Raw genomic sequence first — 22,197 nt, 5'->3', positions numbered from 1 at the left:
TATTTGCAAGGATTTGCCATGACGGTCTACTTCATCGGCGCCGGCCCGGGCGATCCGGAACTGATCACGGTCAAAGGCCAGCGCCTGATCCGGCACTGCCCGGTGATCATCTACGCGGGCTCGCTGGTCCCCGCCGCAGTGCTCGAGGGTCACAGCGCCGAAACGGTCATCAACAGCGCCGAACTGCACCTCGAGCAGATCATAGACGCCATGCACAGCGCGCATGCGCTAGGCCACGATGTGGCGCGGGTGCACAGCGGTGACCCGAGCCTGTATGGCGCCATCGGCGAGCAGATCCGTCACTTGCGCGAGCGGGGCATCGACTACCAGATCATCCCTGGGGTAACGGCAACGGCGGCCAGCGCCGCACTGCTGGGTTGTGAACTGACCCTGCCGGGCATCGCCCAAACGGTCATCCTCACCCGTTACGGCGACAGCTCGCCGATGCCCGCCGGCGAACAACTCGGCGATTTGGCCCGGCATGGCAGCACCCTGGCGATTCACCTCGGCGTCAAGCACCTGCCACGGATCGTTGCAGAGCTGCTGCCACATTACGGTGCTGACTGCCCGGTTGCGGTCATCCATCGCGCCACCTGGCCTGATCAGGACTGGGTCAGAGGCACGCTGGCGGACATCGTCGAACTGATCAGTACACGGGATTTTCGGCGAACCGCGCTGATCCTGGTCGGTCACGTCCTGGGGGATACACCGTTCGCCGAATCAGCCCTGTATCGCGCCGGCCACGCTCACCTGTATCGCCCCGGCAACGGCTGATTGCCAGCGCCGCCAGCGCAGAGCAGACTCGACCAACCTTGTTGCTATCGGAACCACGCCCATGCTGGAACTACGCCCCAACTGTGAATGCTGCGCCGTCGAACTGCCCGGCGACAGCCCGGATGCAATGATCTGCTCGTTCGAATGCACGTATTGCCGTAGCTGTGCCGAACAACGTCTGCACGGACGCTGCCCGAACTGCGCTGGTCAGCTGCAAAGCCGGCCGACCCGCGTTGGTAACGCACTGAGCAACAACCCCGCCTCCACTAAGCGCGTCATCAAAGACCACGCGCCCTGCCCCTGATTCCTACCGCCGGCAGGCCGGAAGGCCTGCCACATCCGGATTGTTACCGTATTTTTTTGTAGGAATTTTCCTCAGAATCACCTGGTTTGTTCATCACGCCTATACTCGGCATTACCATGGACTGAGAATCGACGTATCTTGCGCGCTGCCTGAGGTTTGCGGATCAACCCTCAGCTACGTTCCTGTGTGATTCAGGCAACGGACCCTCTTCACCACAGGAGCTAGCAATGACTACCGTGCTGCTGGTCGATGACCACCCAATCGTTCTAACGGCTGTACGCATGCTGCTTGAGCGCGAACGTTTTCGAGTCATTGGCACCGCCGAAGACGGTAAGGAAGCCGTGGAACTGGCCCGCAAACTCTCACCCCAGGTAGTGATCGTTGACATCGGCCTACCCGAACTCGACGGCATGGAGGTGATCAAGCGCCTGCAGCTGCTGGACCCACCACCCAAGATCATGGCCCTGACCGGGCAGCCTGCCGACCTCTACGTCAGGCGCTGCCTGGACGCCGGGATTGGCGCTTTCGTCAACAAGAATGAAGACATCGAGTCGGTGGTATTCGCCCTCAAGGCACTGATCAAGGGCTACTCGACCTTTCCGCAAATGTCGGTCAACAGCAATTCGCTGGAGTCTGAAAGCGCCCGACTGGACAGCTTGTCCAACCGTGAAATGGAGGTACTGCGCAGGCTGGCTCGGGGCGAAAACAACAAGGCCATTGGCGAGTCCATGAACCTTAGCGCCAAGACCATCAGCACCTACCGCGGACGCATCATGGAGAAGCTCAAGTCGGAGTCGCTGGTGGAAATGGTCGATCTGGCCAAGCGCAACAACGTCAACTGAAGCTTTACGTCATGACCGGCCTGCGCACACTGCTACTCCTGATCAGCCTTAGCGGCGTGTCTGCGGCCGTGCTCGCTGACAGTCAGCCACGGCAGTTGCTGGCACGCTCGAGCAGCGCTGCTGCTCCACTGGACCTTGCCGACGATGACCGCGAGTGGCTGGACCAGCACAAGGTGCTGGTACTCGGCAGCTCAGGGCCGGATTACCTGCCTTTTGAAATCAATATCACCCCAGCCGATCATGAAGGGCTCAATGCTGACTATGCCGGTTTGATCGGCGAGCAGTTGGGCATAGCCGTTCAAGTGCAGCGCTTTGACAGCCGCGAACAGGCCATCAAAGCCTTGCAGGACGGGCAAATCGATCTGCTGGGCAGTTCCAACGCAACCGAAGCCAGCAATGCCGAGCTTACCTTGAGCCAGGCATATGCAGACGACCTGCCGGTGATCGTCGCTCGACAGGTCCAGACCCTGCGCCACGGCGATGACCTGGCTGGGCTGCGGCTGGCGATGGTCGACCATTACCTGCCGGCCAGTACGGTCAAGGCCCAGTATCCGCAGGCACAGCTGCAACTTTATCGCTCGACCTTGAGCGGCTTGTCTGCGGTCGCCATGGGCGACGCCGACGTCTACCTGGGCGACGCAATCAGCACCGACTACCTGATCGGCAAGAGCTACCAAGGCCAGGTGCGCATCGACCATTTCTCGGCGCTGCCCGGCGGCTCGTTCGCCTTCGCGACACGCCGCGACAACTCGCGCCTGCTCAGGTTGCTCAACCAGGCCCTGAGCCGCATCAGCGACAGCGAGCGGCTGAACATTCTGCGTCGCTGGAGCAGCGGCAATACCAGCCTCCTGCTCCAGCGCCTGAACACCCCGCTGACCCCTGCGGAACAACAATGGATCGAACATAACCGCAGCGTCCGGGTGCTGGTCACGCCGTCCCTGGCGCCGCTGACCTTCAACGACGCCGAGCAACGCCCCAGTGGGGTCGCCCTCGATCTGCTCAAGCAGATCAGCTTGCGCACCGGGCTGGATTTTCAGATCAGCGAAGTGGAAGCCGTCCAGGAGATGGTTGATCAACTGCTGCGGGGCGAGGCGCAAATGATCGGCGCGATCGGTTACGGCAGCGAGCGCGCGGCACGCTTGCGCTTCACTCGCCCCTACCTGGTCAGTCCGCGGGTGCTGGTCACCCGCGCCGGCAACCCCGGCAGCACTCCGGCGGCATTGATCGACAACCGCCGGATCGCAGTAGTACGTGGCTCTCCGCTGGGTGCACTGGTGCAGCGCCAACATCCACAGGCCAAGCTGGTGGAAGTCGATTCACCACTGGGGCTGATGGAAGCGGTGGCCAACGGTGAAGCAGAAGTCGCCTTGAGCAGCCATATCAATGCGCGCTATTACATAGATCATGTGTTCAAGAATCGCCTGCGCATTGCCGCCTTGTTCGGCGAGGAACCGGCGATGGCTGCCTTCGCCATGGCTGCCAATCAGCCGGAGCTGCATGCGATTGTCGACAAGGCGCTGCTGAGCATACCGCCCGACGAATTGGATCAACTGGTCAACCGATGGCGCAACACCACCCTGGTCAGTGACAGCCCGTGGCGCAATTATCGCAGCCTGGCCCTGCAGGTGCTGGTTCTCGGCGGCGTGCTGCTGGCCGGTGTCGTGTTCTGGAACACCTACCTGCGCAAGCTGATCCAGCAGCGCACCGAGGCCCAACGGGCGTTGCAGGCGCAACTGCTCCTCAGTCGGGGCCTGCTTGAGCAGCTACGCCAGGCCAAGGACGCTGCCGAGCAGGCCAGTCAGGCTAAAAGCACCTTCCTGGCCACCATGAGCCACGAGATTCGCACGCCGATGAACGCGGTTATCGGCTTGCTGGAGCTGGCCCTGGAAGATGGCACTCGCAGCGACCCACTGACCTTGCAGACTGCCCACGATTCGGCAATTGGTCTGCTTGAGCTGATTGGCGACATCCTCGACATCTCGCGCATCGAAGCTGGCCACATGACCCTGACCCCGGTGCCGACCGATCTGATCGAACTGGTCCGTGCCAGTTTGCGCGTATTTGACGGCAATGCCCGGATCAAACGCCTGCAACTGCGCAGCGAGCTGCCTGAGCAGCCACTCTGGGTGCTGGTCGATCCGCTGCGTTTCAAGCAGGTCCTGGCCAATCTTCTGAGCAATGCGATCAAGTTCACCGACCGCGGCGAGATCCTCGTCAGCCTCACCTGCGCGCCGGCCTCGGCAGAGCTGCTGCAACTGACCTTATGCGTGCAAGACAGTGGCGTGGGTATCAACCCCGTCAACCAGGCGCGCCTGTTCAACAGCTTTGCCCAGGTCGACGGCCCACGCGCCCAGCAAGGTGCAGGGCTGGGTCTGGTGATCAGTCGCAGCCTGGCCCAACTGATGGGCGGCACGCTGCAGCTGCAAAGCGTCGAGGGCCTTGGCACACGCGTCGAGGTCAGCCTGGCGCTGCCCAGCGCAACGCCTGCATCGCAGCCGCAGACGAGCGAGGCCACCCAGCAGCAACCCGGTCAACCTCTGCGCATTCTGGTAGTCGACGACTACCCGGCCAACCTGCTGTTGCTCGACAAACAACTGAACAGCCTCGGTCATCAGGTGACGTTGGCTGAAAACGGCCAACTGGCCCTGACCAGCTGGCAAGCGGGCGAGTTCGATCTGGTTATCACCGACTGCAGCATGCCGGTCATGGATGGTCATGAGCTCAGCCGCAGCATTCGTGCGCTGGAACGCGCAAGTGGCCAGCCTGCCTGCACCATCATTGGCGTCACTGCCAACGCGCAGGCCGAGGAGCGCGTCCGCTGTCTGGACAGCGGCATGAACGACTGTCTGTTCAAACCGATCGGGCTGCATACCCTCAAGGCGCACTTGCCGCGCTACGCATTGAATCCGCCGACTCCGCGCCCAAGCGGATTCGACATCGATCAGTTGCGTAATTTGACCCAAGGTGACGAGCAACTGATCAGACGTCTGCTCGAGCAACTGGCACGCACTGCCGCTGAAGACCTGGCCGCCCTGCACGCATTGGGAGCAAACCCGCCGAGCGCTGCGCTACGCGACCTTGCGCATCGCATCAAGGGCGGCGCGAAAATGCTCAAGGTGCGCGGGGTCGTGCGCGACTGCGAGACACTTGAGCAGGTCTTGGCCTCGGACCAACCCAGCGCAGCCGCCCGCCAGCAATTGCAGGCAAGCCTGCACACCCTGCAAGGTGAACTGCGCGCTGGGCTCAATGCAATTGCAGCGTCGAACTGATCTGACCGATTGCATCGACAACGTGCCGTGAGCCTTGCTGAATCTCCAGAATGACCGTGCCCGCCTCGTTGACCAACTGCACGCCGCGCCCTGTGTGCGACAAGCTCGATTGCATGCTGGCGACCGCAGTCAGTGACAAGTCATGGTTCTGCCTGACCACATCGACGATCTCCAGGGTGGCCTTGCTGGTGCGTGCAGCGAGATTACGTACTTCATCGGCTACCACAGCGAAACCACGGCCATGCTCACCGGCGCGCGCCGCCTCGATTGCGGCGTTGAGTGCCAGCAGGTTGGTCTGGTCGGCAATGCCGCGAATGGTCAATACAATCTGGCCGATGATCTCCGACTGCTTGCTGACAGCGTCGATGGTCCGCGCAGCGTCGCTCAGCTCTTGAGAGATTTGTTCGATCACCTGTACGGTCTGCTGCACCACCTCGCTGCCTTTACGCGCGCAGGCGTCAGTCTGCACGGAGCTGGCGTGGGCGGCATCGGCAGCGCTTTGCTGAGTGCTGACTTGGGCGGTGATGTCGCTGGCGAACTTGACCACTTTGACCAACCGGCCCTTGTTATCGAAGATCGGGTTGTATGAAGCTTCCAGATAGACAATCTGCCCTTGCTTGTTGATTCGCTCGAAACGGTGCGAATGGTACTCACCGCGGTTAAGTGAGGCCCAGAACTCGCGGTATTCGGCCGACTCTCGCTCATGGGCGAGGCAAAACAGTCCATGATGACGGCCCACCACTTCTTCGAGCCGGTAGCCCATGGTTTGCAAGAAGTTGGCATTGGCAGTCAGCACCCTCCCCTGTGGTGTGAATTCGATCACTGCCATGGATCGGCTGATCGCCTGCAGCAGGGCTTCGCTTTCGTGCTCGCCGTGGATCCGCTGAGTGATGTCAGAGGCGACCTTGATCACACTGGTGACGCGCTGTTGCTCATCCAGCACGGGCATGTAACTGGCTTGCAGCCAGACCTCGCGGCCAGCCTTGTCGACGCGCTCGAAGGTACCGCTGATGGCCTCGCCTCTGCCCAGCGCTTGCCACAATTGCTGGTAAGCCGGGCTTTTGGCGTACTCCGGATCGCAGAACAGGCGATGATGCTTGCCCGCGATCTCCTGGGCGCTATAGCCCAATGCCTGGCAGAATTTATCGTTGGCGGCAATGATAGTGCCGTCGGCAGTGAACTCGATCATGGCCATCGACCGACTGATCGCGGCCAGTCTGGCCTCCATCCCCACCAAGGCCTGATGACAGCGCTGGATTTCGACGATATCGGATTTGCGATGGTAATCGAACATGACGCCGGGCTCCTTGCGTGGACGGGGTGCCCTCAGCATAGATCGCCGGCGAAACGGCGCAAGGCCGCTGATATCACCTTGCAATCAGCCGCTTCAGGTACTCTCCCGAACCATCAGCTCAAAGCCCAGATCCTGACGCGTAGCGCTCACCCGCTTGCCATCAAGCATCGCCAGCAGCGCTTGCGCCGCGGCCCGACCAACGGCAGCACGCGGGGTCCGGATCGAGGTCAACGGCGGCACCATGTGCGCAGAACCTGGCAGGTCGTTGAAGCCGACCATGGCCACCCGTTGCGGCACTGCGATGCCTTGGCGCAGGGCCTGCAGGACTGCGCCCTGAGCAAGGTCATCGTTACAGAAGAACACCCCGTCGACCTCTGGCGCCTGTGCCAACAAGCGGCTGAACAGTTCGCCGCCAAGACCAATTGACGAGGGCTGTGCGGCCAGCAGCTCCAGTTCGGGCGCTTGCAATCCGGCCTCAAGCAACGCCTGGCGAAAGCCTGCGGCGCGCTGCATTACCCGCGGGTCGAGCTGCGCGGCAATGAACGCCAGCCGCCGTCGACCCCGCTCGATCAAATGGCGGGCGGCAGCGTAGCCTGCCTGCTGCTGAGAGAACCCTACAGACACCGCATCTGCCTGCTCACCCAGCTCCATCATGTGCACACAGGGCACTCGGCTGGCAGCCAGCAAATGGCGCGAACCTTCGGTGCGATCAAAGCCGGTCAACAGTACGCCACAGGGCTGATAGGCGAGGTAGTTGCGGATCAGGTTCTCTTCTTCATCAACGTCGTAGTGATAGTTGCCGATGAGCACTTCGAGACCGCGCGGACGCATCACTGCGTGGATCGCTTCGAGGGTATCGATGAACAGCTGGTTGGACAGCGATGGGATCAATACCACCACCGAATGGCTGCGCGCCGAGGCCAGCGCGCGGGCTGCCGGGTTGGCGATGTAACCCAGGGTGGCCGCCGCAGCGAGGACTTTTTCGGCCAGTTCAGGGGCAACGGTGGCGACCCCGCGCAACGCCCGCGAGGCCGTTATCGGTGAAACGCCGGAGAGCCTGGCAACTTCTGCCAGGGTGGGACGACCAGTAGTGCGGGAGCCGGTGCGTGACATGGGTGTTGTAATTTTACTACTTGCCAAGGGTGGGGAACGGCCACTAAGGTAGCGCTGTCCCAGGACACAGGCAATGTAATCTTTATCAATTGCCCTGCGTCGAGCGATCATACTGCGTTAGACAAGACCAATAACATCCGGGAGGGTGGCGCCCACACATCGACGTCCATGTCGAGACAGCGCTATCTTACCTGCAGGAGGTACTGATGAACTCTCCCCTGTCCGCGATCGTGGTGATGGGTGTAGCAGGCTGCGGCAAAAGCTGCATCGGCGCTGCCATTGCCGCCCGCAGTGGCGGTCGGCTGATCGAAGGCGATGCTTTTCACCCCGCTGCCAATATCGAAAAAATGAGCGCTGGCGTGCCGCTCGATGATGCCGACCGTGCCGGTTGGCTGGTGCTGCTCGGCCAGGAACTACAGACCACGCTCAAGGCCGGCGAACGACCAATCCTGACCTGCTCTGCGTTGAAGCGCCGCTATCGCGATGCATTGCGTGAAGCCGTGCCTGAGCTGGGCTTCGTGTTCCTCGAACTGACCCCTGCCGAGGCCGAGAAGCGCGTGCTGGCCCGTCCTGGCCACTTCATGCCTGCCAGCCTTATCGAAAGCCAGTTTGCCGCCCTCGAATCCCCTCGTGGCGAGCCACTCACCCTGGCGCTGGACGCTACCCGGCCAGTAGCCGCGCTGGCCGAAAGCGTACACGACTGGTTAAAGCCCTGCGGTGAGCGGACATTGGCGCGAATCGCCTGAGCGGCGGTTTACCAGCTCACCAAAGACAGCGCTGTCTCGACGTCAAAAAGCACCAGAAGTTCCATAACGCTACGCCTAACAACAAAGACAAAACCGAGGCTCATTAATCATGTTCGGACTGGCTACCGATACGTTCCTGCTACTCGATGCCCTGGTGACCATCATCGGGCTCATCCTGCTGATCACCCACTTCAAGGTGCATCCTTTTGTTGCCCTGACCCTGGCTGCGGGCTTTCTCGGCCTGACCTCGGGCATGCCCGTTGCCAAGGTCATGAAGTCGTTTCAGGACGGCTTTGGCGGCGTGCTTGGCTTTGTCGGCATCGTGCTTGCACTGGGCACCATGCTCGGCAAGCTGATGGCCGACTCCGGCGGCGCTGACCAGATCGCGCAGACCCTGATCCGCGCCTTCGGCAAACAGAAGGTGCACTGGGCCATGATGTTCGCCGCATTTCTGGTGGGCATCCCGCTGTTCTTCGAAATCGGCTTTGTGCTGCTGATCCCGCTGGTGTTCATCGTAGCTCGGCGCACCGGGGTGTCCTTGGTCAAGATCGGTATTCCGCTGTTGGCAGGCCTGTCCGTCGTGCATGGACTGGTCCCGCCGCATCCAGGCCCGCTGCTGGCGATCGGCATTTTCAACGCCGACATCGGCAAGACCATTTTCTACGGTTTGCTGGTAGCGCTGCCGACGGCAATCATCGCCGGCCCGCTGTACGGCAATTTCATCTCGCGTTACATCCCAGGCAACCCGTCGCAAGAGCTGATGGACCAGATTGCTCGCGAGTCCGACCAGCGCAACCTGCCAAGCTTCAGCATCACCCTGATCACCGTGCTGTTGCCGGTAGTGCTGATGTTGCTGAAGACGTTTGCTGATGTGGTGCTGCCCGCTGAAAACATCGTGCGCCAGTGGATGGACCTGATCGGCCACCCGATCACCGCCCTGCTCGCGGCGCTGCTGCTGGCGTTCTACACCTTCGGCGCGGCGCGCGGCTTCAACCGTCAGCAGATCATGAAGATGCTTGACCAGAGCCTGGCCCCCACCGCTGCCATCGTGTTGATTGTCGGCGCTGGCGGCGGCTTCAAGCAGATGCTGGTGGACACTGGCGTAGGCAACGTCATCGGCCAGATGGCGGTGCAAGCGCAGATATCGCCAATCATGCTGGCCTGGTTGGTGGCGGCGGTCATCCGGATCGCCACAGGCTCGGCAACGGTAGCGACCATCACCGGCGCCGGTATCGTTGCACCGGTGATCGCGTTGGTACCAGGGGTCAACCGTGAGCTGCTGGTGCTGGCCACCGGCGCCGGTTCGCTGATTCTGTCCCACGTCAACGACGCCGGTTTCTGGCTGGTCAAGCAGTACTTCAACATGACCGTAGCAGAAACGTTCAAGACCTGGAGCATGATGGAGACCATCCTGTCGGTGGTCGGCATCATCTTCATCATGTTGCTGGCGCAGTTCGTCTGACCGTTGGTCGGGATACTGGCACCTAGCGTGGGGTGTCAGGCTCAAGTGAGATAAGGGCCTTGCCGTGTGATCAGCTTCTGTTCAGCGGCAAGGCTGGCACTTTATCCACGCAAAGGAGCTTGCCCATGAAACGCTTCCTGCTGCTTGCCGCCGTGCTCGCAACGCCTTTGGCCATGGCCGCGGGTACTGGCCCGACCTACCCGGACGACCCGCATAACAGCGCGCCCAAGCCTGGTGCAGACAGCACACTCAATCCTATCGAAACACCCATGCCACGCAACACTGACCCTCGCCTGAAAGGCAATGATCCAGACAGTCCTCCTGCCAGCCAGAGCAATGATCACAAGCTGCCGGGCATGGGTACTCCCGACGCGCCCGTGGGCAAGGGCCAGGGATCTGGTAGCAGTAACCCTCAGCCTTGAAATGACGCTTGCCCGACGATGGCTAGCGGCGAATGCTGGCAAGATCGTAGGCAACTGATGACCCTCGCCTGGTAACGCTTGGCCTCAAGCGTTACCCCTCCTCCGCCCTCCTCCGCTCTCTCGGGCTCGTCTCCACGCTTGAGCTTCCTCACTTAACTCAGCGCTCAGCTCCAAGTAAAGCCTTTCCTGCTTATTCGCAGATGGCGCCCGGGGCTTAATCCCGGCACCACCTGAGGACCACCGTCGCGCGTTTTCGCAGCAGTCCGTGACGGGTGTTCAAGGGAATTCGTAGCGAGGTGCCCAATGAAAATCACTTTCCGAATGTGCCACAGGTTGCACTCATCGCTTGCTCAGCCGTGCGTGCTGCTCGCGCTGGGTGCAGTGCTTTACGGCAACGCAGCCCATGCCAGCCTGGAGCCCGTGCTGGAGGCACGCATGGCTGTCTGCACAGGACACCTGGAAAGCGTGGAAAAACTGATGATTAGCCGTATTCAGCACATCGAAAACAGTGTCGGCGGCGAGATCAGGCGCCTGCCTGAGCTGGAAGCCGCACGCGGGCGTCTGGAGCGACAGCTGCAACAGGAACGCCAGCGCTACCAATCCCTACCGTGGCGACCTGAACACGACCAGGCTCTGCGCGGCATCAGTAACGAGATAGCGGCTATCCAATACAGCATTGCCATCGGCCGCTCGGCCGAGCGCCAGATCGCAGCAGTCAAGTCGCTGTTGGCCTCGTCACGCGAAACCAGGCAGAGCATTACCCACGACGTTGACGATTTCCTGTTTGCCGGCGACGACTGCGCTGGAAACACAGCCAATCCGCGCAAATGCCAAGCCGATGCCCTTGCCCTGCTTGAGCCGCCTGCTCAAGCCAACCTGATCGCCGGCCGGCGTCTTCTGGAAAAAGCCTGGTCGCCTTTACGCGACCAAGGCGTGCGCTTCCCGACCTCCTGGGAAGTGGACTGCAGCCCCGATAACCCACCAAAAAGGCCATTCCCATGAGCGAAGTCATTCCATTCATCAGCCGCAATGCTCGTATCGATAGCGCTATAAGCAGCCATATCGAAGCGCTGAGCAGGGCCACACCGCTGCGCTTACCTGTCGAGCAGACTGCGCTGGTCGCCAACTATGTCGAGAAGATCGAAGGCACCTATGACACCAGTCGGGCCAAGCACGATACCGACCATGCCATCGACCTGCTCTACATCGCCTACAACACCACGCCCCAGGAGCAGGGAGACATCCGCGTCAGGATCGGCTCGATCATGAATGACTTGATCACCGCTCAGCAGGAGAGTGAGCGAAGCATCAAGAGTGCTATTCGCGTCGCCAATAGAATCGGCACTACCTTGCGCAACTGCCTACCCGACTGGCTTGACGTGAAGGAAGGCGGTGACCCGGAGGAAATCAAGGAATTCGTCACCGCTGATTTGCTGGCCATGGCCAACGAAGTCACCCAAGCGGCAATTACCGTGCGCGACAGCCTTACCACGATCGCGGACAGATACGATGTCATCATCCGTAACACCGCCGACGCGACCGCACGCAGCGAAGTCGCGCTAAGCGATACCATTCAGGCAGATAGCAAGCTGCAGAGCGAACTCGTCATCGCTAATGCTCGGCGCGAGATGCTCGAGGGTCTGGTCGCCGACTTGCAGCAACAGGTTGCCCGCTATGAAAAGCTGGCGCAGGAATACGGTTCACAGGCGAAGACCGCCGAGCAAAAATCGTTCTGGGCGTCGCTTTTGAAGACTGGCGCACAGATGCTGGGGGCGCTGCTGCCCATGGTAGCCATGGGAGCTACCGGCGGCGCATCGGCCGTGATTGGCGGCGCCTCGATGGCGGCCGCAGCGGGGCTTGGCCAGCAGAACCAGGCCGATGACCTGCACAAAGGTATCCAGATGAAAAAAGCGCGCTCCGAGCTGCGTGCAGAGCAAACGCTGCTCAACGAGCAGCGTGACAAGTTGAAGTCCAACCTGGATGACTTGAGCAAGCGCAACGCCGACGCCGCTGATCCGGCCAAGGGTACCCTCGATGGCCGTATCAGCGATGTCCAGGCCGACCTTGAAAAGGTAGCAGCACGGCAAGGCGAACTCAGCCAGGAGCTGTCACAACTGGAGGCGGCGCTCAAAGCCATCGGCGAACATGCCGCATCGCTGAGTGCGGAGCAACGCAAACAAGCAGGCAATTTGCGCGACATGCAGATGCAGATGCTCAGTAAAGCCGAGGAATACGAAAATACCCGCCGTGAGCAAGCTTCCGAGCTGGTTAACCTCACTGCCCTGCTTGCCGGCCAGCGCAACGAGAAACAGAACATCGAACTTGCCGTTCGATCGTTGAACCTGAGCGTGAGCGCGCTCAAACGGACCAAGGAAATCGTTGAAGAAATGGCCTTCTTTTTCAAATCGTTCTCCGATTTCATGCAGGTCATCCTCGACCAGGCGACGGATCAGGTTTCCAGCTATGAGAGCGCCGGCAATAGCGCACGGCTGCGTGCCAATCGCCTGGCCCAGTTGGTCCGCTCTACCGACGAATTCTTTATCAGCCAGGCAGGACAGTGGCTGGCGGTTGGCGTGGTATCGGACCGATTTGCCCAGACCTTCAAGGATGGCTGGAGCAAACTCAACAAACTGTCAGGCACGTACATTACTGGCCAGGAGCTGCCAGCGTATCTGGACCAGGCATCTTTCACCCTGAAAATGATCATCGACGACCGTGAGAAGGCCAGTCATCAACGCTTGACCTACCTGGCCAGCTACCGCGACGAATTGAGCGCTTGATCCCGCAGCGCTGATAGCCCGCTGGTAACCAACCCTACTGGTCGGCCCCTCGAGGGCCGACCAGTTGCTGCAGCCATGACTGATGTCGCTTGTGCCTTACGCCCTGACACCAAGCATGCCGCGCTCGACGATAAAGTCGATCACCGCTTGCAGCCCTTCGCCCTTTTTCAGGTTGCTGAACGTCCAGGGCCGCTCTGGACGCATGCGATTGGTATCACGCTCCATGACCTCAAGCGATGCGCCGACATAGGGCGCCAGGTCAGTCTTGTTGATCACCAACAAATCCGATTTGGTAATCCCTGGGCCGCCCTTGCGCGGAATCTTCTCGCCCTCGGCAACATCGATGACGTAAATGGTCAGGTCGGCCAGCTCGGGGCTGAAAGTAGCGCTGAGGTTGTCACCGCCGCTCTCGACGAAGATAACCTCAAGGTTACCGAACTTGCGCGCCAGTGCCTCCACCGCAGCCAGGTTCATAGAGGCGTCTTCGCGGATCGCCGTATGCGGACAGCCGCCGGTCTCCACGCCAACAATCCGCTCGGGCTCCAGGGCGCCGGCTTCGGTAAGAATGCGTTGATCTTCCTTGGTATAGATGTCATTGGTGACCACGGCGATCTGGTAGTGATCACGCATGGCCTTGCACAGGGCCTCGAGCAGCGCAGTCTTGCCGGAGCCGACCGGGCCACCGACACCGATGCGCAGGGGTTGCTGATAGCTTTGCATGTTGGCAGTCCTCAAGAACGGAACAAACGGGTGTATTGGGTTTCGTGACGCGACGAGGCGATGGCCAGCAGCGGCAGGCCGCCGCCCAACTGCTCGTCTTCCAGCTCCAGCGCCATGTCCAGCACCGCCGGCAGTTCGGCGGCCAGGTCGCGCAGTACGGTCTGCGCCGCCTGCTGGCCAAACGGCACCAGCTTGACGCCCGCCATGACCGCGCCTTCCAGCCAGGCAAAGCCGAGCCCCAGCGCCAGCTGGCGTAAAGGAATTGCCCAGTGCACGGCGAGCCATGCCATCGCGCCTAGCTGGGTGAGTTCAAGCTGCGGCCGCCAGGCAAGGTCTTGCCCGAGCTGCCAGCCGTCAAGAATGCGCGCCAGCGCGTAACCCCGCTGGCGCTCTTCAAGGCGCAGCTCGGCGGTCTCGCGATTAGCCAGGAGAAACTGACTCCAGCGCCCGAAAGCCTCGACGTCAGCGCGCTCGCACGCGCGGTACAGGCGGGCCAGCAGCGGCCAGTCGAGATAACCGAGGGTGTCGTGCAACTGCTCACGCTGCCAGTTGCAGAAACCTTCGGTGGTGCTTACCCAGCCGGCCTCGACCGCCCATTCCAGGCCTTGCGAGTAGGTGAAGCCGCCCACCGGCAAGCCCGGGCTGGCCAGCTGCAGTAAACGCAGCAACGCCAGGTCGCTGCTCATCAGCCGACCAGCATGACAGCGGCCGACGCCAGCAGGCCGCCGCCACAGGCTTTCTGCAGCTTGGCGTGGCGGCGTAGCAGGCAACCGACGGTAAAGCCCGCGGCGAGCAGCAAACCGCTGACGGTAACGAACCCGGCACTGAACAGCCAGAAGGCGCTTGGGGTTGCTTCAACGCCATGTGCCCAGCCGTGGAACAGCGCGAACAGCGGCATTGCCAGGGCCAGCAACACTTGCCGGCCAGGTACCAGCAACGCCGCTGCTGCCACCAATAGCGAGCCGACGATCATGCTTTCCATGCCCAGCACACCACCGAACAGATGGCCAAACACAGCACCGGCAAACATCGCTGCCAGGGTTGCCAGCGGCAACAGCAGGTTGCGCCGGGTCAAGGCCGCCAGCACGCCGGTACCGAGCAACATCAGCAAGTGATCAAGGCCGGTCAACGGATGCAGCAGGCCATCGTGCAGCGGGCTGCTGTCATGACCGGGGTGCGCGAAGGCCGGTACGGCCACCAACAGTAGGGCAAGGGCGAGTGTCTTTTTCATCTGGGTTCCTTATTAGTGGGCAGCGGGCATACGCACGAAGGGGTGATCATTGCCGTGGGCATGGCTGTGTGGCGCGCTCTGGTAAGCGCCGGCTTCAGGCTCGAACGGTGCCTGCTCGACCGTGACCTGCAGGCCAAGGCCACGGACCATGTCGTCCAGCACATAGTCATGCTGATAACGCAGCAGGCCGGCATCGATCTGCAACGGCACGTGGCGGTTGCCCAGATGATAGGCTGCCCGCGCCAGCAGCAACGGGTCGCTGCAGCGCACGGTCGAGACCGACTCTGCAGCAGCCAGCACGCGCACCAGGTGCACGCCGTCGGCATCGCCGAGTAGCTCGCCGCCACGCAGCAGGTGGCCACGCTCAAGCATCAGGCCGGCATCACGGCCATCGTCCAGGGTAACCCGCAGGCGGCTCTTGATCCGGCTATCGACACTCAGGGTCACGGTGCCGGTAATCGTCTGCTCGGCACTGTCGGCGGCGCTGATGCGCCGGTTGAGAACAATCATGGGTGCTCCTTCAAAACAGAAAATAGCGCTGCGCCAACGGCAGTTCGCTGGCTGGCTCACACACCAACAGCTCGCCGTCGGCACGCACCTGATAGGTTTGTGCATCGACTTCGATCTGCGGTTGCAGCGTGTTCAGGACCATGTCGCGCTTGCGCACCTGGCGGCAGCCCTTGGCCACGCCGATCAGGCTCTGCAGGTTGAGCTGCTCGACCACGCCCTGATCGAGCGCTGCCTGCGACACGAAAGTCATGCGTGTGGCATGGCGAGCGGCGCCCAATGCGCCGAACATCGGCCGGTAGTGCACAGGCTGCGGCGTTGGAATCGAGCCGTTGATATCGCCCATCGGCGCGGTGACGATCATCCCACCCTTGATCACCAAGGCCGGTTTGACCGCGAAGAACGCAGGCTTCCAAAGCACCAGGTCAGCCAGCTTGCCGACTTCCAGCGAGCCGACTTCATGGGCGATGCCGTGGGTCACTGCCGGGTTGATGGTGTACTTGGCGATGTAGCGCTTGACCCGGAAGTTGTCACTGTAGTCGCTGTCGGGTGCCAGCGGGCCGCGGCGCAGCTTCATCTGATGGGCTACTTGCCAGGTGCGAATGACCACTTCGCCAACTCGGCCCATGGCCTGCGAATCGGACGAGGTCATGGCAAATGCGCCCATGTCATGGAGGATGTCCTCGGCGGCAATCGTCTCACGGCGTATGCGCGACTCGGCAAACGCTACGTCTTCGGCAATGCTTGGGTCGAGGTGATGGCAAACCATCAGCATGTCGAGGTGTTCGTCGACGGTATTGACGGTGTACGGCAAGGTCGGATTGGTCGACGAAGGCAGCACGTTGGCCTGCCCTGCTGCGCGGATGATGTCCGGGGCATGGCCGCCGCCGGCGCCTTCGGTGTGGAAGGTATGAATGGTGCGGTCGCCGATGGCGGCAAGAGTGTCTTCGATACAGCCCGACTCATTGAGTGTGTCGGTGTGGATCGCGACCTGGATGTCCATCTCTTCGGCCACGCTCAGGCAGCAGTCGATCGCAGCCGGAGTCGATCCCCAGTCTTCATGCAGCTTGAGCCCGACTGCGCCAGCAGCGATCTGCTCGCGCAGCGCTTCAGGGCGCGAGGCATTGCCCTTGCCGAGCAGGCCGATATTGATCGGCAGGCTGTCGGCCGCTTGCAGCATGCGCGCCATGTACCAAGGGCCAGGTGTGCAGGTAGTGGCGTTGGTGCCAGTGGCCGGCCCGGTCCCGCCGCCGATAAACGTGGTGACGCCACTGGTGAGGGCCTCTTCGACCTGCTGTGGGCAGATGAAGTGGATATGCGAGTCGATGCCGCCCGCGGTGACGATCTTGCCCTCGGCGGCGATGACCTCGGTGCCAGGGCCGACCGGTACGGTGACGCCAGGCTGCACATCCGGGTTGCCGGCCTTGCCGATCATGGCAATCCGCCCGTGTTTGATGCCGATGTCTGCCTTGACGATGCCCCAGTGGTCGATGATCAGTGCGTTGGTCAGGACCAGGTCCATCGCCTCGGCCGCCAACATTTGGCCCTGACCCATGCCGTCACGGATGACCTTGCCGCCGCCGAACTTGACCTCTTCACCATAGATGGTGAAGTCTTTCTCGACCTCGACCCACAGCGCCGTGTCCGCCAGGCGCACCCGGTCGCCCACGGTCGGACCGAACATGTCGGCATAGGCGCGACGCGACAGCCGGCTCATGGCCTGCCCTCCAATGGGCCCATCACCTTGCCCTGAAAACCATATATCTCGCGCTTGCCGGCGTAGGCCACCAACTGCACGGTACGCGCCTGGCCGGGCTCGAAGCGCACCGCGGTGCCGGCCGGGATATCCAGGCGAAAGCCCAGGGTCGGCTCACGCTCGAACACCAGCGCGTCGTTGACTTCATAGAAGTGGTAATGCGAGCCGACCTGTACCGGCCGGTCACCGTGATTGGCAACCTTGACGCTGACCGTTGCCCGGCCCACGTTGAGCTCGATGTCGCCAGCGGCGACCTGGATTTCACCCGGAATCATGCCGGCCTCCTCAGACGATAGGATCATGAACGGTCACCAATTTGGTGCCGTCAGGAAAGGTTGCCTCGACCTGCACGTCATGGATCATTTCCGGTACGCCGGGCATGACCTGATCGCGCCGCAGCACCTCACGGCCAAGGCTCATCAGTTCGGCGACGGTACGGCCATCGCGGGCACCCTCCATCACCGCGGCGCTGATCAACGCCAGGGCTTCCGGGTAGTTGAGCTTCAGGCCACGGCCCAGGCGGCGCTCGGCCAGCAATGCGGCAGTGAACAGCAGCAGCTTGTCTTTCTCTCTGGGGGTCAGTTCCACGGCGTCTCTCTCAGGTAGCCCAGATGCGCGGCGAGCATGGCGCCAGGCCGAGAACGGCCGGGCGCAGCACATGCCAAAGGCGCTGCAGGGTGTGTTGCAGATGTTGGTTGTCGTGATCGAGCAGGCGGATCACCAGCAGCTCGCCCAGCAGGGTTGCCCCGACCGGGTTGCCAAGGCTGTCGAGCAACTCGCGGACCTGCTCCAGCAACGCCTGACCAGCGGGCGCGGCGCAAAAGGTCGCCAGCAGTGGATACCCGCCGACCTTGTCCAGGCGCCCGCCCTCGATGCGCAGGCGCTCGTGCAGGCCCGGATCACCCGGCAGTTCGACGCGCAGGCGGCTGTCCAGCGCGCCTTGCTCGAAGCGCTCGTTCATTACCGGACGGCCCAGGCATAGCGTTTCCCAGGCGAGCAAACGCGCACCCGGCTCCAGAGTGAAGCGGCTGTCCAGGCTCGCCCTGGCGCCGGAAAAGAAGATGCTGTCCTGAGGCAGCCATTCCAGGGTGCTCCCGGCCTGCAGGTGAAAGTGCTGATGCAGGCGTGCGGTCGGGCCGATGCTGCGGTAGAACTTGCTCGCACCGGGCATGGTCAGCAGTGCGTGGCTGCCGGCTTCCAGCTGGATGTCCAGCTCAAGCCGGTCGCCGGCGACGATGCCGCCTGGCGGGTGCAGGATGTATACGTGGCATGGGCTGCCTTCCGGATAAAACGGTCGTTGCACCAAAAGAGGTCCGAAATGCTTGCGCGCACCAAGGCGGGTCACGCCGTCGCGTTGCACAAAGCGCAGTTGCAGGTAGGCGCTCCACCCGCTGTCGTCGTCTTGCTGCTCGATCTGTTGCGCCAAAGACATCCTGGCCCCCTGAAAATCACGGCCCTGCGGCCCTGAGCCGATCAGCGTGGCGCCATTGCGCGCCGCGTCTGACCAGTCGATCAATTTTGCTTTGGGGATGCTTTGCAGATTGCGGGCCAACTTAGCCCTGGCGCGAGGCATAAACCGCTCTGGCAAGGGGCACCGGGGGGCATGCCGCACACTTAGAGGGCGTCGCCCGGCCCCGTTTCAGTGCTGCCAGCTTGGTGCTGGAGGACGCGAAGCGGGTTACAGTAGCGCCTTCAGCTGACCAAGGAAGTCACCATGCAATTAGCCCCTGCCATCCCGATCCTGCGGATCTTCTCGGTCGACAAGGCCAAAGAGTTCTATCTCGATTTTCTCGGGTTCACGCTCGATTGGGAGCACCGGTTCAGCCCGGATCTGCCGCTGTACGCACAAATCCGTCGCGATGGGCTGATCCTGCATCTGTCGGAACACCACGGTGACGCCTCGCCCGGCTCTACCATCTTTGCCCGCATCGACGACCTGCGCGCGCTGGAGCGTGAACTGCAGGACAAACAGTACGGCTATGCCCGCCCCGAGGCCGAAACCGTCGATTGGGGCTTGCAGATGCAGATCTGGGATCCGTTCGGCAACCGCCTGCGCTTCTGCCAGCAGAGCGAAGACTAACGGTTGCCCTCGGCCAGCCGGCCTGGCGGGTTCAGGCTTTACCCATGCCAGGGCATCCGCTAGGCTTGGCCTTCATCCCTTCAAACAGGTATTGGTCCAATGCGCCATTGATGCCGCCGTCACCTCGACGGCCAGCCTTCAGCCCTCAGCTCTCGACTGGGGATGTCGCGGCATGAGTGGAGTTGTGCATGACCAATACCTCGATCCTGACGCTGGACGGCGTCACCTTGGCCTTGCCGGATGGCAGGCAGCTGTTTGCCCCGATCAGTGAATCCTTCGACCAACGCCGCACCGGCCTGGTCGGTGTCAATGGCGTGGGCAAGAGCCTGCTCGGGCAGATACTCGCCGGCTCGCTGGCACCCAGCGAGGGTCGCTGCCTGCGCAGCGGCCGGGTGCATTACCTTCATCAACATTTTGTAAGCCAGTGCAGCACAGTGGCAGAGCTGGCGCAGGTGGGTTCGGTCGTTGCTGCGCTGCAGCGTATAGAAGCAGGCAGCGCTGACCCGGTAGATTTCGACGTAGTGGCTGAACGCTGGGATATCCGCGAGCGAGTGCAAGCCCAGCTGGACCGCCATGGGCTCGGCCAGCTTGAGCTGGAGCGCGATGCAGCGAGCTTGAGCGGGGGCCAGGCGATGCGTGTGGCGCTGATCGGCGCGCTGGTTAGCCAGGCCGATTATCTGATCCTTGATGAGCCGAGCAACCACCTCGACGTGGATGCTCGCGAGCAACTGCACCAGATGCTGCTGGGCTGGGACAAAGGCCTGCTGGTAATCAGCCACGATCGCACCCTGCTTGGGCACATGCAGCGGATTGTCGAGCTGACCCCGCAAGGCCTGCGCAGCTACGCCGGTGACTACCGGCACTATGAGCACGCCAAAGCGCATGAGCAGGCGTGTGCCCTGCACACCCTTGATCGCCTCAAGCACGAACGGCGCCGTCAGACGCAGGCGCTGCAACAGCAACGCGAGAGCCTCGAGCGGCGGCAAGCCGACGCGGGGCGCCAGGCCAGAAAAGCCAATCAAGCAAAAATCCTTATCGGCCGTCAGCAGCAGCGCAGCCAGGCCACTGCCGGTAGACAGCAGCGCGAACACCAGGCAGCCGAGGCCAAGCTGCGCGCGCAACTGCGCCAGGCCAACGAGCAGGTCGAACGCAACCGCCCCATCGTCATGCACGTGCCGGACGCTGGCCGCAGCCAAGGCAAATCGGTGCTGAGCGTCAGCGGCTTGCAGTTGCCCCGGGGCAGCCAGGCGCCGCTCGATCTACATCTGCGCAGCGGTGAGCACATGGCTGTGATCGGCGCCAACGGGACCGGCAAATCGACACTGTTGAAAGTGCTGGCGGGCCAGCTCCAGGCCAGCGCAGGTGGCTTTCAGGTATACGGTGAGGTCGCCCTGCTCGACCAATATTACAGCCTGCTGCCCGCCGAACTGAGCGCCCTCGCCTTCCTGCGCCTGGCCAACCCAGGGCTGGCCCACAGCGAGGTGCGGACCCGCCTGGCGCAGTTGGGCCTGGACGCGGCAAGGGTGGAGATGCCCACTGCCCTGCTCAGCGGCGGCGAACGGCTCAAGGCCGCCCTGGCCGCGCTCATCTACCGCCAGCGGTCGGTCGACCTGCTGCTGTTGGACGAACCGAGCAATCACCTCGACCTGCCGTCGCTGCTGGCGCTGGAACGGATGCTCGATCAGTTCTGCGGTGGTCTACTGGTGGTCTCCCATGACCAGGCTTTTCTACAACGTCTGCAACTGCACGATTCGCTACGGCTTGGATGAATCTGAGACTGGACGTTTCCGATCTGCGGCGGATGTATTATCGTGGCGTGGTGCGCAAATAACAGCAGCCCGAGTGATCGGGCATCTGCAAGACAATCGAGGGTGTCATGAGTAACGAGAGCATTAACTGGGACAAGCTGGGCTTCGACTACATCAAGACTGACAAGCGCTTCCTGTCCGTGTTCCGCGATGGCGAGTGGGACAAGGGCACCCTGACCGATGACAACGTGCTGCACATCAGCGAAGGCTCGACCGCCCTGCACTACGGCCAGCAATGTTTTGAGGGCCTCAAGGCCTATCGCTGCAAGGATGGCACCGTCAACCTGTTCCGCCCGGATCAGAACGCCCTGCGTATGCAGCGCAGCTGCGACCGCCTGCTGATGCCGCGGGTGCCGACCGAGCAGTTCATCGAAGCCTGCAAACAGGTAGTCAAGGCCAACGACCGGTTCGTGCCGCCACACGGCAAGGGCGCTCTGTACCTGCGTCCGTTCGTCATCGGTACCGGTGACAATATCGGCGTGCGTACTGCACCTGAGTTTATTTTCTCGGTATTCGCGATCCCGGTCGGTTCGTACTTCAAGGGCGGCATGACCCCGCACAAGTTCCTGATCTCCGATTTCGACCGCGCCGCGCCGCAGGGCACCGGTGCCGCCAAAGTCGGTGGCAACTACGCGGCTAGCCTGCAGCCGGGCTATGAGGCGAAGAAAGCCGGCTTCGTCGATTGCATCTACCTCGACCCGCTGACCCACTCGAAGATCGAAGAAGTCGGTTCGGCCAACTTCTTTGGCATCACTGCCAACAACGAGTTCGTCACGCCGAAGTCGGCTTCGGTACTGCCCGGCATCACCCGCCTGTCGCTGATGGAGCTGGCCGAATCGCGTCTAGGCCTGAAGGTCGTCGAAGGCGACGTACAGATCAACAACCTCGAGCGCTTCGTCGAGGCCGGTGCCTGTGGCACCGCGGCAGTGATCACGCCAATTGGTGGCATCCAGTACAACGGCAAGCTGCATGTGTTCCACAGTGAAACCGAAGTCGGCCCGGTCACCACCAAGCTGTACAACGAGCTGACCGGCATCCAGAGCGGCGACGTCGAAGCGCCGGCTGGCTGGATCGTCAAGGTCGCGTAAG

The 22,197-nt window shown here is 62.1% G+C and carries 21 protein-coding genes and 2 pseudogenes; 12 read left to right on the top strand and 11 right to left on the bottom strand.

The window, feature by feature from the left end; genetic code table 11:
- Positions 1-18: 18 nt before the first annotated feature.
- From cobM to HU736_RS03760, 4 genes are all read left to right on the top strand, one after another.
- The gene (cobM, locus tag HU736_RS03775) at positions 19-774 is read left to right on the top strand and encodes a precorrin-4 C(11)-methyltransferase (protein ID WP_186698306.1); all 756 of its coding nucleotides are present in this window, start codon (positions 19-21) and stop codon (positions 772-774) included.
- 61 nt (positions 775-835) lie between these two features.
- Positions 836-1,078, top strand: a complete 243-nt coding sequence (locus HU736_RS03770; protein ID WP_103437198.1) for a DUF1272 domain-containing protein — start codon at positions 836-838, stop codon at positions 1,076-1,078.
- Positions 1,079-1,305: 227 nt separating this feature from the next.
- On the top strand, positions 1,306-1,920 hold the full coding sequence (locus HU736_RS03765; protein ID WP_103437197.1) for a response regulator transcription factor: 615 nt from the start codon (positions 1,306-1,308) through the stop codon (positions 1,918-1,920).
- An 11-nt stretch (positions 1,921-1,931) separates the two neighbouring features.
- The gene (locus HU736_RS03760) at positions 1,932-5,189 is read left to right on the top strand and encodes a transporter substrate-binding domain-containing protein (protein ID WP_186698308.1); all 3,258 of its coding nucleotides are present in this window, start codon (positions 1,932-1,934) and stop codon (positions 5,187-5,189) included.
- Here the strand turns inward: HU736_RS03760 and HU736_RS22120 are convergent.
- The 3 genes and pseudogenes from HU736_RS22120 to gntR form a co-directional block, all read right to left on the bottom strand.
- Positions 5,164-5,592, bottom strand: a pseudogene (locus tag HU736_RS22120) (methyl-accepting chemotaxis protein); the annotation flags it as partial. The gene HU736_RS03760 and the pseudogene HU736_RS22120 overlap by 26 nt on opposite strands.
- Before the next feature lie 108 nt (positions 5,593-5,700).
- Positions 5,701-6,417: pseudogene (locus HU736_RS22115) on the bottom strand (PAS domain-containing protein); the annotation flags it as partial.
- Between the two features lie 159 nt (positions 6,418-6,576).
- Positions 6,577-7,596, bottom strand: coding sequence for an HTH-type transcriptional regulator GntR (gntR, locus tag HU736_RS03750; RefSeq protein WP_186698313.1), 1,020 nt, complete (start codon positions 7,594-7,596; stop codon positions 6,577-6,579).
- Positions 7,597-7,802: 206 nt separating this feature from the next.
- Here gntR and HU736_RS03745 point away from each other — a divergent pair, with 206 nt between their 5' ends.
- From HU736_RS03745 to HU736_RS03725, 5 genes are all read left to right on the top strand, one after another.
- A complete protein-coding gene (locus HU736_RS03745) occupies positions 7,803-8,342 on the top strand; it encodes a gluconokinase (protein WP_186698315.1) in 540 nt (179 codons plus the stop codon).
- A 109-nt stretch (positions 8,343-8,451) separates the two neighbouring features.
- A complete protein-coding gene (locus HU736_RS03740) occupies positions 8,452-9,804 on the top strand; it encodes a GntP family permease (protein WP_103437193.1) in 1,353 nt (450 codons plus the stop codon).
- A 125-nt stretch (positions 9,805-9,929) separates the two neighbouring features.
- Positions 9,930-10,226 carry a hypothetical protein gene (locus HU736_RS03735; RefSeq protein WP_186698317.1) on the top strand — a complete coding sequence of 99 codons (297 nt, stop codon included), beginning with the start codon at positions 9,930-9,932 and terminating at the stop codon, positions 10,224-10,226.
- 303 nt (positions 10,227-10,529) lie between these two features.
- The gene (locus tag HU736_RS03730) at positions 10,530-11,228 is read left to right on the top strand and encodes a hypothetical protein (protein WP_186698319.1); all 699 of its coding nucleotides are present in this window, start codon (positions 10,530-10,532) and stop codon (positions 11,226-11,228) included.
- Positions 11,225-13,006, top strand: a complete 1,782-nt coding sequence (locus HU736_RS03725) for a coiled-coil domain-containing protein (protein WP_186698321.1) — start codon at positions 11,225-11,227, stop codon at positions 13,004-13,006. Before HU736_RS03730 ends, HU736_RS03725 begins: the two co-directional genes overlap by 4 nt.
- Before the next feature lie 96 nt (positions 13,007-13,102).
- On the opposite strand, the gene ureG is transcribed toward HU736_RS03725, so the two are convergent.
- The 8 genes from ureG to HU736_RS03685 are packed head-to-tail and all read right to left on the bottom strand — an operon-like array spanning position 13,103 to position 18,652.
- Positions 13,103-13,726, bottom strand: coding sequence for an urease accessory protein UreG (ureG, locus tag HU736_RS03720; protein WP_101319033.1), 624 nt, complete (start codon positions 13,724-13,726; stop codon positions 13,103-13,105).
- Between the two features lie 11 nt (positions 13,727-13,737).
- Positions 13,738-14,412 (bottom strand): urease accessory protein UreF, encoded by a 675-nt coding sequence (locus tag HU736_RS03715; RefSeq protein WP_186698323.1) that lies wholly within the window; start codon positions 14,410-14,412, stop codon positions 13,738-13,740.
- Entirely contained in the window at positions 14,412-14,957 is a 546-nt protein-coding gene (locus HU736_RS03710) for a HupE/UreJ family protein (RefSeq protein ID WP_101319029.1), read from the bottom strand. Before HU736_RS03710 ends, HU736_RS03715 begins: the two co-directional genes overlap by 1 nt.
- A 12-nt stretch (positions 14,958-14,969) precedes the next feature.
- The gene (gene ureE / locus HU736_RS03705) at positions 14,970-15,467 is read right to left on the bottom strand and encodes an urease accessory protein UreE (RefSeq protein ID WP_150571947.1); all 498 of its coding nucleotides are present in this window, start codon (positions 15,465-15,467) and stop codon (positions 14,970-14,972) included.
- Between the two features lie 10 nt (positions 15,468-15,477).
- Entirely contained in the window at positions 15,478-17,181 is a 1,704-nt protein-coding gene (gene ureC, locus HU736_RS03700) for an urease subunit alpha (protein ID WP_150569384.1), read from the bottom strand.
- The gene (locus HU736_RS03695) at positions 17,178-17,495 is read right to left on the bottom strand and encodes an urease subunit beta (protein ID WP_103437185.1); all 318 of its coding nucleotides are present in this window, start codon (positions 17,493-17,495) and stop codon (positions 17,178-17,180) included. Before HU736_RS03695 ends, ureC begins: the two co-directional genes overlap by 4 nt.
- Before the next feature lie 10 nt (positions 17,496-17,505).
- Positions 17,506-17,808: an urease subunit gamma gene (locus HU736_RS03690; RefSeq protein WP_101319021.1), complete on the bottom strand. Its 303-nt coding sequence runs from the start codon at positions 17,806-17,808 to the stop codon at positions 17,506-17,508.
- A gap of 10 nt (positions 17,809-17,818) precedes the next feature.
- Positions 17,819-18,652 carry an urease accessory protein UreD gene (locus HU736_RS03685; protein ID WP_103438765.1) on the bottom strand — a complete coding sequence of 278 codons (834 nt, stop codon included), beginning with the start codon at positions 18,650-18,652 and terminating at the stop codon, positions 17,819-17,821.
- Between the two features lie 282 nt (positions 18,653-18,934).
- On the opposite strand from HU736_RS03685, the gene HU736_RS03680 reads away from it, so the two are divergent.
- The 3 genes from HU736_RS03680 (at position 18,935) to HU736_RS03670 (ending at position 22,196) form a co-directional block, all read left to right on the top strand.
- The gene (locus HU736_RS03680) at positions 18,935-19,300 is read left to right on the top strand and encodes a glyoxalase superfamily protein (RefSeq protein ID WP_101319019.1); all 366 of its coding nucleotides are present in this window, start codon (positions 18,935-18,937) and stop codon (positions 19,298-19,300) included.
- Positions 19,301-19,488: 188 nt separating this feature from the next.
- Positions 19,489-21,069 (top strand): ABC-F family ATP-binding cassette domain-containing protein, encoded by a 1,581-nt coding sequence (locus tag HU736_RS03675; RefSeq protein ID WP_186698325.1) that lies wholly within the window; start codon positions 19,489-19,491, stop codon positions 21,067-21,069.
- Between the two features lie 107 nt (positions 21,070-21,176).
- Positions 21,177-22,196, top strand: coding sequence for a branched-chain amino acid aminotransferase (locus HU736_RS03670; RefSeq protein ID WP_186698327.1), 1,020 nt, complete (start codon positions 21,177-21,179; stop codon positions 22,194-22,196).
- The last annotated feature ends 1 nt before the right edge of the window (position 22,197 follow it).

It is taken from the genome of Pseudomonas shirazensis (genome assembly GCF_014268785.2).
Lineage (GTDB): Bacteria > Pseudomonadota > Gammaproteobacteria > Pseudomonadales > Pseudomonadaceae > Aquipseudomonas > Aquipseudomonas shirazensis.
Note: the sequence above shows the minus strand (reverse complement) of the source record. Positions and strands in the feature narration are given on the sequence as shown.

Bases quoted from the DNA above. Each gene is read 5' to 3' on its own strand.
- cobM (WP_186698306.1), top strand. From the start codon at position 19: ATGACGGTCTACTTCATCGGCGCCGGCCCGGGCGATCCGGAACTGATC.
- HU736_RS03770 (WP_103437198.1), top strand. From the start codon at position 836: ATGCTGGAACTACGCCCCAACTGTGAATGCTGCGCCGTCGAACTGCCC.
- HU736_RS03765 (WP_103437197.1), top strand. From the start codon at position 1,306: ATGACTACCGTGCTGCTGGTCGATGACCACCCAATCGTTCTAACGGCT.
- HU736_RS03760 (WP_186698308.1), top strand. From the start codon at position 1,932: ATGACCGGCCTGCGCACACTGCTACTCCTGATCAGCCTTAGCGGCGTG.
- gntR (WP_186698313.1), bottom strand. From the start codon at position 7,596: ATGTCACGCACCGGCTCCCGCACTACTGGTCGTCCCACCCTGGCAGAA.
- HU736_RS03745 (WP_186698315.1), top strand. From the start codon at position 7,803: ATGAACTCTCCCCTGTCCGCGATCGTGGTGATGGGTGTAGCAGGCTGC.
- HU736_RS03740 (WP_103437193.1), top strand. From the start codon at position 8,452: ATGTTCGGACTGGCTACCGATACGTTCCTGCTACTCGATGCCCTGGTG.
- HU736_RS03735 (WP_186698317.1), top strand. From the start codon at position 9,930: ATGAAACGCTTCCTGCTGCTTGCCGCCGTGCTCGCAACGCCTTTGGCC.
- HU736_RS03730 (WP_186698319.1), top strand. From the start codon at position 10,530: ATGAAAATCACTTTCCGAATGTGCCACAGGTTGCACTCATCGCTTGCT.
- HU736_RS03725 (WP_186698321.1), top strand. From the start codon at position 11,225: ATGAGCGAAGTCATTCCATTCATCAGCCGCAATGCTCGTATCGATAGC.
- ureG (WP_101319033.1), bottom strand. From the start codon at position 13,726: ATGCAAAGCTATCAGCAACCCCTGCGCATCGGTGTCGGTGGCCCGGTC.
- HU736_RS03715 (WP_186698323.1), bottom strand. From the start codon at position 14,412: ATGAGCAGCGACCTGGCGTTGCTGCGTTTACTGCAGCTGGCCAGCCCG.
- HU736_RS03710 (WP_101319029.1), bottom strand. From the start codon at position 14,957: ATGAAAAAGACACTCGCCCTTGCCCTACTGTTGGTGGCCGTACCGGCC.
- ureE (WP_150571947.1), bottom strand. From the start codon at position 15,467: ATGATTGTTCTCAACCGGCGCATCAGCGCCGCCGACAGTGCCGAGCAG.
- ureC (WP_150569384.1), bottom strand. From the start codon at position 17,181: ATGAGCCGGCTGTCGCGTCGCGCCTATGCCGACATGTTCGGTCCGACC.
- HU736_RS03695 (WP_103437185.1), bottom strand. From the start codon at position 17,495: ATGATTCCGGGTGAAATCCAGGTCGCCGCTGGCGACATCGAGCTCAAC.
- HU736_RS03685 (WP_103438765.1), bottom strand. From the start codon at position 18,652: ATGTCTTTGGCGCAACAGATCGAGCAGCAAGACGACGACAGCGGGTGG.
- HU736_RS03680 (WP_101319019.1), top strand. From the start codon at position 18,935: ATGCAATTAGCCCCTGCCATCCCGATCCTGCGGATCTTCTCGGTCGAC.
- HU736_RS03675 (WP_186698325.1), top strand. From the start codon at position 19,489: ATGACCAATACCTCGATCCTGACGCTGGACGGCGTCACCTTGGCCTTG.
- HU736_RS03670 (WP_186698327.1), top strand. From the start codon at position 21,177: ATGAGTAACGAGAGCATTAACTGGGACAAGCTGGGCTTCGACTACATC.